Genomic DNA, 10,476 nt, shown 5'->3' with positions numbered 1-10,476 from the left:
TGCCGGCCAGGCCGGCAGGCCAGAGGGGGGCGGCCGCGCTCCATAGCCTTCTGATTTCGCTCTTTTTCCTGTTCTCTGCCGCCCACGCCGACGCGCTCGAACTAAAACCCTACAAGGATGACCTCTTCGCCTATCCGGCGACGCTCTCGTCCACGGACAAAGGCGCCTACACCGTCATCGACTATCGCGAGATGCGCGACATCAACGACCGCGACGAAGTGCCGGAAAAGCGCGTGCAGGCTAAGTATACCGACACCGGCGTGCGCAAGGTGCAGCGGGATTTGATGCTGAAAACCGATGCCGGCGATGTCAGGCATGTCGCCGTCGGTAAGACCGAAGGCGCCGGCATCATCGTGCTTTACCTGCACGGGCAGGGCGGCAGCCGCAAGCAGGGCGTCGACGACTTCACCTTCGGCGGCAATTTCAACCGCATCAAGAACCTGATGGCCGGCAATGGCGGCCTCTATCTCTCACCCGATTTCACCGATTTCGGCGACAAGGGCGCGGCCCAGGTCGCGGCGCTGATCGGCCACTATGCCGAGGCCTCGCCGGACGCGAAAATCTTCGTCGCCTGCGGCTCGATGGGTGGTGCGCTGTGCTGGAAGCTGGCCGGCCGCAACGATACGGGACGGCGCATCAACGGGCTGCTGCTGCTCGGCTCGCTATGGGATGACAGTTTCCTGTCGAGCCCGGCCTACAGGCGCCATGTGCCGGTGTTCTTCGGCCAAGGCAGCAAGGATCCGGTCTTTCCCGTGGAGAAGCAGGAGGCCTTCTTCCGCTCCATCACTGCGAACTCGAAAGCCTATCCAACCCGGTTCGTCCGGTTCGAGACCGGCACCCACGGCACGCCGATCCGCATGGTCGACTGGCGCCAAACGCTGAACTGGATGCTGTCGAAGGCGCCCTGAGGCATATCGCCCAGAGGTGCCCCTTGGTTTTGGCAATCATGGTTCGGCCGATATCCTCTTAGGTGTAGGCTGATATGATCCAACAGATCGGAAGCACAGCGATGGACGCCCACCCCTTCAAGATCCAAATTCCGAACGAACAACTTGAAGATCTCCAGCGCCGGCTTAGCGCAACAAGATGGCCAATTCCGCTAAGCGAAGCGGGCTGGAGCGATGGGGCCGACCTGCCATTCATCAAGCGCCTTGCGGATTACTGGCGAGACCGCTTCGACTGGAGAGTGCAAGAGGCGCGGCTGAACCGGCTGCCGCAATATCTGACGAGGCTGAACAACCTAGATGTCCACTTTGTCCACCAGCCAGGCAACGGACCGGCGCCGCTGCCGCTGATCATAACGCATGGCTGGCCCGGCTCGTTCATCGAAATGGAACACGTCATTCCATTGCTGGCAGACCCAGCTGCCCATGGTGGTGACCCGGCCGACGCTTTCCACGTGGTAGTTCCCTCCTTGCCCGGATACGGCTTTTCCCAGGCGCCGACGGAACCAGGCTTCCATTCCGGCCGCATCGCGGAGTTATGGGTACAGTTGATGCGCGGGCTCGGCTACGACCGCTTCGCTTCCCAAGGAGGCGACATCGGCGCGGGCGTTTCCGCCTGGATGGCACGGCTCCATTCCGAAAGCGTGCTTGGCGTCCACGTCAATTACATTCCCGGGAGCTATCGGCCACCCTTGGGTGCAGGTCTGCCACCTGTCACCGTTGAGGAGCAGGCCTTTCTGGAAAAGGCCGCGGCCTGGACGGCAACGGAGGGCGCCTATGCCCATCTGCAGGGCACGAAGCCTCAGACGCTTGCTTATGCTCTGACAGACTCGCCGATCGGTCTCGCAGCCTGGATGATCGAGAAGTTCCGTAGCTGGAGCGATTGCGACGGTGACGTGGAGCGCACCTTCGGCATGGACACGCTCCTTACGGATGTTTCTCTCTATTGGTTCAGCAACGCGCTCACCTCGTCCTTGCGACTCTACAAGGAGAATCGACTGTTCCCTCTTGCGTTCGAGACGCTGGAACGCGTTTCGCCGCCATTTGGGGTAGCGCTTTTCCCTCGCGAGTTGCCGATGCCGCCTCGATCCTGGGTGGCGCGGGTCTTTGACGTTCAGCGATGGACATCGATGCCGCGAGGCGGCCATTTCGCTGCGCTGGAGGAACCGAGTCTTCTGGTCGAGGACATTCGCGCCTTCTTCCGGCCGATGCGTTCGCGGCCTGAAACGAGAAGGCGAATGTGAAGGACTGCTTAAGCGCGGCGGTTCCTGCTAAGACCCCTACGGCGCGGTGTTGTAGTCGACCACCGTCTGCGGGTTCTCCTCGCCATCGTAAGACGCGTCCACATCATATTGGACGAGGGAGAAATCGCCGTTACGGAACAGGTATATCCCCTTGTCCGAGGCGTCGCCGATGCCGCGCCATTTGTTGAACGTGGTCAGCGTCTTGGCGTCTTCGTCATATTCGGAATTGGCCGCCCAGCCGGTTGTGCGGAAGCCGATGATATCCATGCCCAGCAGTTTGCCGTCGCTGTCATTGTTCTCGTAACGGATATCCAATTCGGGCTCGGTGAACTGCAACTGCCGCACGCCCGATACTTCGTCGGTCATGTAGTAGACCGAACTTGCGTTATAGGCTGCCGCTTGGCAGTAGAACTCGAAAAGCCGCGTTTCCTTGTCGGGATCGCTGGCAGCCGCGTCCTTTGCCTTGTATTTGATCGAAAAGATGTTCGGCTCCTCGCCGAGAAACTGCTTGTCGCACTGATCGCCATAATCGGCGGGGAACAGTTTCTTCACGTGCTCGAGTGCGGCGTCCTTCTTCGGCGGCGGCGGCCCGTCACCACAGCTTGGCGGCAGCGCCCCCTCGAAATCGGCCTTGGATGGCTTCAGCGCGCCCTTGTCGATAAAGATTGGTCGGAACGGCGGGGCCTGGATCTGAGCGCTGACCTGGCGCAGCGTGTAGCAGCCGGCGAAGACTGCTTCCTTGCCGTCCTTGTCGGTGGCGCGGATGGCCACCGGGACACTGTAATAGATGCTGCCGGCGGCACCTTCATCGGAAATGGCGCCGGTTTCCACGTCGACCTTGTCGGTGCCGTCATAGCCCTTGACGAAAGTGTCGAAATCCTTTGCCGGCTTGGTATCGCCGTAGTAAGCCCAGGCGCGGGCGAATTCGTGCCGGTTGATGGCACTGTAGAGCGAACGGACCACCGCTGCGGCATCCGACCTGTCGTCGACATAAGGTGCCTGGTCATCGGTCGCCGGGTCATCATCGGCCAACAAAGCTTGGCTGGATACAGCAAGGGAGAAAAAAGCGGTCGCTGCCAGAAAGACAAGTCTCATCGGGGATCTCCACCACGACAGGATTCTATCACATCGATTGCGGCGACGTGGTGACGCTTGAAAAATCCTCCGGGAAGGCGCTACGTCCCGCCGTCGGCGCTTCAGCCGCAATGGAGATTTGAACGTGACACTATCGATGTATGAAGCCTCGGTGCCGGTGTTTTCGGCCAGGCTGAAGGCGCTGTCCGGCGTGCTGTCGGCGGCCGAACAGAATGCAATCGAGCGCAAGATCGACCCGCAGGTGTTTTTGACCGCGAGGTTGGCGCCCGACATGTACGCGCTGGTCAGGCAGGTGCAGGTCGCCACCGACCACGCCAAGGGCGCGCCATCAAGGCTGGCCCGTCGCGAGGTGCCGAAATACGAAGACAATGAAGCGACCTTCGCCGAGCTTCAGGCGCGCCTGACCAAGACGCTCGATCTGCTGGCGTCATTCTCGGCCGCCGAATTCGATGGTTCGGATGAAAGGGTGGTCGAACTGAAGTTTGGCCAGCGCGAAGCCTCGATGCCCGGCATGCAGTATCTGCTGCATGTCGCCATGCCCAACTTCTATTTCCACGTGACCACCGCCTACGACATCCTGCGCCACAATGGCGTGCCGCTGACCAAGGGCGCCTATCTCGGTAATCGTTGACGAATTCGGCATTCCGAGGTTTCCCGGTCGCTGCCGGGAAACCTCGTCTCGCGCTGGTTCAGCGCACGGACATTTCGCGGGCTATGCGCGGGAAGTCGGCCGGCTTGATGCCGATGTCGGCGCGGTCGGCATTGCTCATCGAGTGCAGCAGTGCCAGGGCGGAACGATAACGCAGATGCTCCTGCGGACGCGGACGGGCAAACATTTCAGTGAAGAACCCCATGATTCGGCCCCTAGTTGATCCTCCACATCTTCGAGTATAGGCAAATTATGAAGATTGTGCAGTGCAGCATTTGCATGGCAGCCATGCCGGGGGCGCAATTTTTTCGGCACAATTGGCTCACCCGCTGAAACTTATGACTGGTGCCGACCGTACGCATAGACGCTGGCACATGGCCGGCTTTTCCTCGCCACTCCTGGCGAATTTCCGGACTGCATGCAAATGCAGTCCGGCTTTTTGTTGAGCTGCACCATCAACCGGTCGCGCAAGCCCGGCGAACGCCTAAACTGGTTAAGATCAGCGGCATTCATTTTTAACGAGCCGGTTCTATGCTGCGACCGGCTCTGTTCGCACGCTTAAACGAGGGGGAGGCTGACATCGGCGCCAAGCGGGATTTCGCTTCCTTGCTCGACGATCTGTTCGTTGCCTCCGACAAGGATGAGGCGGCGGAAGAGACGAGCGCCCGGCCGTCGATCCCGTTCGACTATCTCTCCGTGGCCGACGAGCTTCATTCCGGCCGCATCAAGGTCTCGGGCGAAACGTTCGCAGCCGAATACCGCGAGGCGGGAGCCGATCTCGCCGCCGAATTCGCAGCCCTTCTCGATCATGCCAAGCTGGCGCTGGCCGGCGAAGAGGCAAAGCCCGAGGAAAAGCTGCCGCCGATCGACCCTGACGCGATCGCCGTCGAGCTCGGCCTCGATCATCCAGTCAAGAACGCCGATCTCGGCCGCATGCGCCGCAGCTTCGCCTTCGCCAACCACCCCGACCGCGTCGCGCCGCATCTGCGCCAGCGCGCAATGATCCGCATGCAGGTGGCCAACATGCTGATCGACGAGGCCAAGCGGCGCGCTTTGGCTGGCGTCCGGCGCTGACTTTCCAGGGTTCACGCAAAAGTCGGTCCGCTAAGGGTTGGAGAGCGGCGCCGCTTTCCCTATAGATGCGGCTTCCTTCCAGCGTAGCCGCGCAATTCCCGCCGGAGAAAATTCGATGCATAAACGCCGTCTCGGTCGGACCGATCTTCTTGTGACCCAGATCTGCCTGGGGTCGATGACCTGGGGCGAGCAGAACACCGAGGCCGATGGCCATGCGCAGATGGATCTGGCTTTTGAGCGCGGCGTGAATTTCATCGACACCGCCGAGCTCTACCCGATCCCGCCCAAGGCTGAGACGCAGGGGCGCACGGAAAAGATCATCGGCAGCTGGATGAAGGCCAAGGGCAACCGCGACAAGGTGATCCTGGCCTCGAAGGTGGTCGGCCGCACCGCCAACAGCTGGTTTCGTGGCGACCGTCCGTCGAAATTGGTGCGCGCCGATATCTTTGACGCCATCGACAAATCGCTGTCCAAGCTCGGCACCGACTATCTCGATCTCTATCAGCTCCATTGGCCGGAGCGCGACATCCCCTGGGGCGCCAACCCGACCCGCGTGGGTGCTGTGCCGCGCCGTGCCGATGCCATTGGCGCGCCGGCCGGCGAGACACCGATCGCCGAGACACTCGCAGTCTTCGAGGAGCTGGTGAAGGCGGGAAAGATCCGCCATCTCGGCCTGTCGAACGAAAGCTCCTGGGGCGTCATGCGCTTCATCGCCGAGGCCGACAAGGGCGTCGGCCCGCGCATCGTTTCGCTGCAGAACGCCTACAATCTGGTCAACCGCACGTTCGAGGTGAACCTCGCCGAGGCCTGCGAACGCGAGGATGTCGGCTTTCTCGCCTATTCGCCGCTGGCGCAGGGCTATCTCACCGGCAAATACGACCATGGCGCACGGCCGCAGGGTTCGCGCTCGCAGCTGTTCAACCGCGGCCAGCGCTACGAGACGCCAAATGCGGCGGAGGCGCAGCTCGCATACAACAAACTGGCGCGTTCCTTCGGCCTTGAACCGGCGCTGTTTGCCAACGCCTATGTCGCCAGCCGGCCTTTCGTCACGTCCAGCATCATCGGCGCGACGACGATTGCCCAGCTTGAGATGGCGCTGTCGTCAGCCGATGTGACCTGGACCGACGAGATGCAGAAGGGCGTGGATGCGATCCACCAGCGCGTCGGCAATCCGTGCCCATAAGCAGACCGTTTGGCCGGGATTGCCGAGCAAAGACAAGGGGAAGGGGACAGCCATGGATTTTCCGATCGAGACCGTCAGGGGAAAATTTCCGGCGCTGGACCTGACCGATAAAGGCCGCCGGCGCATCTATCTCGACAATCCGGCCGGCACGCAGGTGCCGCAAGCGGTCGCCGATGCCGTGGCGCGCTGCCTCTTGACCACCAATGCCAACCTCGGCGGCTATTTCGAAACCACGCTTGCCGCGCAACAGGTGGTCGACGACGCTCATGCGGCGATGGCCGATTTTCTCGGTGCGGCAAGCCATGAGGAAATCATCATCGGCGCCAACATGACGACGCTGACCTATCACATGTCGCGCACGCTCGGCCGCGGCTTCAAGCCAGGCGACGAGATCATCGTCACCCGCATGGACCATGAGGGCAACGTTTCGCCCTGGCTGCAGCTAGCCGAAGACCTTGGCCTGGTCGTGCGTTTTCTGCCTTTCGACGAGAAGAGCTGGCAGGTCGAGGAGGCGGCGCTGAGCGCTCTGCTCACCGACAAGACGCGGCTTGTTGCGCTGAACTATGCCTCGAACCTCACCGGCTCGATCAACCGGGTGAAAGCGCTGACGGCCATCGCCAAACAGGGCGGCGCGCTGGTCTATGTCGATGCCGTGCAGTTCGCGCCGCATGGCTTGGTCGACGTGCAGGAGCTCGGTTGCGATTTCCTGGTCTGCTCAGCCTACAAATTCTTCGGCCCGCATATGGGCATTCTTTGGGGTCGTCGCGACGTCATCGACGCGCTGCAACCCTACAAATGCCGCTGTTCGTCCAACGGCCTGCCGGAGCGTTTTGAACTCGGCACGCCGCAGATCGAGCTGATGGCCGGACTTACCGCAGCGGTCGATTACTTCGCCGAACTCGGTGCTGCGGCCGGCGAGGGCGGTTCGCGAAGGCAAAAGATCGCGAAGGCATACGAAGTCTCGATCGCCTACGAGAACCCGCTGGCGCTGAGGCTGATCGATGGGCTGTCCGCCATTGAGGGCCTGACCATCCGCGGCATCACCGATCAGAAGCGTGTCATTGAGCGCGTGCCGACCGTGTCCTTCACCGTCGACGGCATCGTGCCAGAGACGATCGTGCGGCAGATGAATGCCGAGAACATTTTTCTATGGTCGGGTCACAACTACGCCTGGGAGATCGTCCACCATCTCGGCATTCCGGCCGAGCAGGGCGTCGTGCGCATCGGTATTGCGCACTACAACACGGCGGCAGAGATCGACGAGACGTTGGAAAGCGTGCACCGGGTGATCGCCATGCTGAGGCAGCAGCGCTAGTCAGCTATCGCTGTTTGCCGCCGAAACCGGTGAGGAACGCCGTGAGATTGTCGCCGAGCGCGTCGCAAAGATAGCCGCCTTCCTGGACGATAACCGTCGGCAGGCCGAGCTTGGCAATTGCCTCGCCGATCCGCGAGAAACCGGGCGTGGTCACCGAAAGCCCGCCGAACGGATCGCCCTCGAACGCATCGAGACCGAGCGCCACGACCAGCGCGTCCGGCGAAAAGGCGCGGATACGCTGGAACGCCACTTCGAGGGCTTCCAGAAACGCCGCGTCGGCTGATTTGCGCGGCAAGGGCAGGTTGAAATTATAGCCGAGGCCCGGACCTTCGCCGCGCTCGTCGGCATGACCCCAGAAGAACGGGTAGAAGCGCACCGGATCGGCATGCAGCGACACTGTCAGCACATCGGCCCGGGCATAGAAGATGCCTTGCGTGCCGTTGCCGTGATGCAGGTCGACATCGAGGATCACCACCCGCCCCACTTGCTTGCGCAACACCTGGGCTGCGACCGCCGAATTGTTGATGAAGCAAAAGCCGCCAGCGACATCGGCAAAGGCGTGGTGGCCGGGCGGCCGGCAGAGCGCATAAGCGGCAGGCGCGCCCGATATCACCGCTTCGGCTGCCTCGACTGCACTCCAGGCGCTCCACAGCGCGCTGTGCCAGGTTTCGGCGGAGATCGGGCAAGCGGTGTCGGCCATGTGGTAGCCGGCCTGGCCGACCGCCGAGGCCGGATAGGACCCTGTGCGGGCCAGTGGATGGATGTTGGGGATGACTTCCGCGGATGCGCCCTCGATGCGCTGCCAGCGCGCAAAAATGTGTTCGAGGAAGGCGAGATACTCCGGCGTATGCACGGCCGCCACCGGGCCTAGGCCATGTTCCCTGGGCCGCTCGATCATCAATCCGGCGGATTTTGCGCCGGCTAACAATCGCTCTACCCGCTCCGGCTGTTCGGGATTGGGCTGCGGCGCACCGCTGGACAGAAAGGCCTTCGGGTCGTGGCGTTTCTGCTCCTCGGCAAAGAAGGCTTTCATTCCGCGTCCCCATCCTGCGCTGCATCGGCAAAGGCGAAAAAGGCATCGCCAACAATCTTCTGCGTCTGCTCGTAGCTCGACCAGGCGATGCCCAGCCGCTCATAAAAAGCCTTGGCGCCGTCATTGTCGGTGTCGACGGACAGCCTGAGATAGGCGCCGCCATCCCGGCGGCAGTCGAGCGCGACCCGGCGCAGCAGTCTTTCGCCGATCTTGCGGCCGCGAAACCGGTCCTCGACATAGAGGTCCTGGATATAGACGCCGGGCCGCCCCATCCATGTCGAGAAGATCGGGAAATGCAGGCAGAGCCCCGCAAAATCGCCGCCGATCTCGGCGATCAGGGTGGAGAAGGCGGGTTTGTCGCCAAAGCCGTAGCGGCGGAGATCGTCGGCAGTGGACGTGATCTCCTGATGCGCGCCGATATGGGTGCCGAGCTTGAGCAGCGCGGCATGGATGGTGTCGACGTCGTCGATGGTGCCGGGGCGGAGGGTGACTGTACTCACGATAGGCAAGGCGCCCAGGCACCCCCCTCTGTCCTGCCGGACATCTCCCCCTCAAGGGGGGAGATTGGCAGCTTTGGCGCTGCCATCCATTTTGCAACGATTGAGATTGGCGAAGGCCGCAGTGACATCCGATCTCCCCCCTTGAGGGGGAAATGGCCGGCAGGCCAGAGGGGGGTGTGCCAGAAGGCCATCATCGCAGATCAATCATCTCAAAACGCCACCCTATCACCGCCCTTCAGCGCCAGCATCTCGCGCGCCTCGGTCGGCGTTGCGACCTCCAGCGACAGGCCATCGAGAATGGCGCGTATCCTGCGCACCTGATCGGCATTGGATTTCGCCAATTGCCTTCCATCGTAGAGACTGTCCTCCAGCCCGACGCGGACATTGCCGCCCATCGCCGCCGCGATCGAGATCAGCGGCATCTGGTGGCGGCCGGCGGCGAGCACCGAGAACTGGTAGCTGTCGCCGAACAGCTTGTCGGCGATGCGCTTCATATGGATGAGATTGTCGGGATCGGCGCCGATGCCGCCGAGAATGCCGAGCACGAACTGGATGAACAGCGGCCCCGACACCAGCCCGCGGTCGCGAAAATGCGCCAGCGAATAGAGATGGCCGACATCGTAGCATTCGAACTCAAAGCGCGTGCCGCAGCCCTTGCCGAGCTTTTCGAGCACGCCTTCCATATCGGCAAAGGTGTTCTTGAAGATGGTGTCGCGCGTGGCTTCGAGCAGCTTTGGTTCCCACTCGTGCTGCCACTCCCTTGGCTTGTCGAGCATCGGGAACAGCGCGAAATTCATCGAGCCCATGTTCAGCGAGCACATTTCCGGCTCGGCCCGCAGTGGTGCCGCCAGCCGCTGGTCGAGCGTCATCAGCGACGAACCGCCGGTGGTGATGTTGATCACCGCATCGGTCGCTTGCTTGATGCGCGGCAGGAATTGCATGAACACCTCAGGATCGGCGGTCGGCCGGCCGTCTTTGGGATCGCGGGCGTGGAGATGCAGGATTGAGGCGCCGGCCTCGGCCGCCGCGATGGCGTCAGCCGCGATCTGGTCCGGCGTCACCGGCAGATAGCGCGACATGGACGGGGTGTGCACCGAGCCAGTGACCGCGCAGGTGATGATGACTTTCCTCGGCGCCATTCTTTAGCCCTCAGCCTTCGACCGGCAGGTCGAGTTCGGCGGCCAGAACTTCCAGCGAATCGCCGATGATGGAAATGATCTCGCCGACCTCTTCAGCCGTGACGATCATCGGCGGCGCCACCATGAAATTGTCGCCGTCGACACCGCCCTTGACCCTGCGGCCGTAGATGATCAGCCCGCGCTCGTAGGCGAGGTCGAGCAGGCGCTGCGTGGTTTTCTTGCCTTGCTCGATCGGCCGCAGCGTGTCGGGATCGGCAACCATCTCGGCGCCGGTGAGCAGGCCTTTGCCTCGGACATCGG

The 10,476-nt window shown here is 62.2% G+C and carries 11 protein-coding genes and 1 pseudogene; 6 read left to right on the top strand and 6 right to left on the bottom strand.

Annotation, left to right across the window (positions count from 1 at the left end):
- Positions 1-50: 50 nt before the first annotated feature.
- Both NKI61_RS30630 and NKI61_RS30625 read left to right on the top strand, forming a co-directional pair.
- On the top strand, positions 51-908 hold the full coding sequence (locus NKI61_RS30630) for an alpha/beta hydrolase (protein WP_031246560.1): 858 nt from the start codon (positions 51-53) through the stop codon (positions 906-908).
- 74 nt (positions 909-982) lie between these two features.
- Positions 983-2,188, top strand: a complete 1,206-nt coding sequence (locus NKI61_RS30625) for an epoxide hydrolase family protein (protein ID WP_245272088.1) — start codon at positions 983-985, stop codon at positions 2,186-2,188.
- A 36-nt stretch (positions 2,189-2,224) separates the two neighbouring features.
- Here the strand turns inward: NKI61_RS30625 and NKI61_RS30620 are convergent, their stop codons facing one another.
- A complete protein-coding gene (locus tag NKI61_RS30620; RefSeq protein ID WP_352842096.1) occupies positions 2,225-3,283 on the bottom strand; it encodes a DUF1176 domain-containing protein in 1,059 nt (352 codons plus the stop codon).
- Between the two features lie 124 nt (positions 3,284-3,407).
- Between NKI61_RS30620 and NKI61_RS30615 the strand changes: the two genes are divergently transcribed.
- Positions 3,408-3,914, top strand: a complete 507-nt coding sequence (locus NKI61_RS30615) for a DUF1993 domain-containing protein (RefSeq protein ID WP_023743118.1) — start codon at positions 3,408-3,410, stop codon at positions 3,912-3,914.
- 58 nt (positions 3,915-3,972) lie between these two features.
- Here the strand turns inward: NKI61_RS30615 and NKI61_RS30610 are convergent, their stop codons facing one another.
- Positions 3,973-4,137, bottom strand: coding sequence for a hypothetical protein (locus NKI61_RS30610; protein ID WP_023706483.1), 165 nt, complete (start codon positions 4,135-4,137; stop codon positions 3,973-3,975).
- A gap of 326 nt (positions 4,138-4,463) precedes the next feature.
- On the opposite strand from NKI61_RS30610, the gene NKI61_RS30605 reads away from it, so the two are divergent.
- The 3 genes from NKI61_RS30605 (at position 4,464) to NKI61_RS30595 (ending at position 7,504) form a co-directional block, all read left to right on the top strand.
- Positions 4,464-5,006 (top strand): hypothetical protein, encoded by a 543-nt coding sequence (locus tag NKI61_RS30605; RefSeq protein ID WP_023706484.1) that lies wholly within the window; start codon positions 4,464-4,466, stop codon positions 5,004-5,006.
- Between the two features lie 115 nt (positions 5,007-5,121).
- Positions 5,122-6,189, top strand: a complete 1,068-nt coding sequence (locus tag NKI61_RS30600; protein ID WP_023743116.1) for an aldo/keto reductase — start codon at positions 5,122-5,124, stop codon at positions 6,187-6,189.
- Positions 6,190-6,241: 52 nt separating this feature from the next.
- Entirely contained in the window at positions 6,242-7,504 is a 1,263-nt protein-coding gene (locus NKI61_RS30595) for a cysteine desulfurase-like protein (protein ID WP_023743115.1), read from the top strand.
- A gap of 4 nt (positions 7,505-7,508) precedes the next feature.
- On the opposite strand, the gene NKI61_RS30590 is transcribed toward NKI61_RS30595, so the two are convergent.
- The 4 genes and pseudogenes from NKI61_RS30590 to NKI61_RS30575 form a co-directional block, all read right to left on the bottom strand.
- A complete protein-coding gene (locus NKI61_RS30590; protein WP_023743114.1) occupies positions 7,509-8,537 on the bottom strand; it encodes a histone deacetylase family protein in 1,029 nt (342 codons plus the stop codon).
- A complete protein-coding gene (locus NKI61_RS30585) occupies positions 8,534-9,037 on the bottom strand; it encodes a GNAT family N-acetyltransferase (protein WP_031193711.1) in 504 nt (167 codons plus the stop codon). The genes NKI61_RS30590 and NKI61_RS30585 overlap by 4 nt, the downstream gene beginning before the upstream one ends.
- Before the next feature lie 209 nt (positions 9,038-9,246).
- A complete protein-coding gene (kce, locus tag NKI61_RS30580) occupies positions 9,247-10,176 on the bottom strand; it encodes a 3,5-dioxohexanoate:acetyl-CoA acetone transferase (RefSeq protein WP_023743112.1) in 930 nt (309 codons plus the stop codon).
- A gap of 10 nt (positions 10,177-10,186) precedes the next feature.
- A pseudogene (locus tag NKI61_RS30575) lies at positions 10,187-10,476 on the bottom strand (aspartate aminotransferase family protein); the annotation flags it as partial.

It is taken from the genome of Mesorhizobium sp. M0514 (genome assembly GCF_040321145.1).
Taxonomy (GTDB): domain Bacteria; phylum Pseudomonadota; class Alphaproteobacteria; order Rhizobiales; family Rhizobiaceae; genus Mesorhizobium.
Note: the sequence above shows the minus strand (reverse complement) of the source record. Positions and strands in the feature narration are given on the sequence as shown.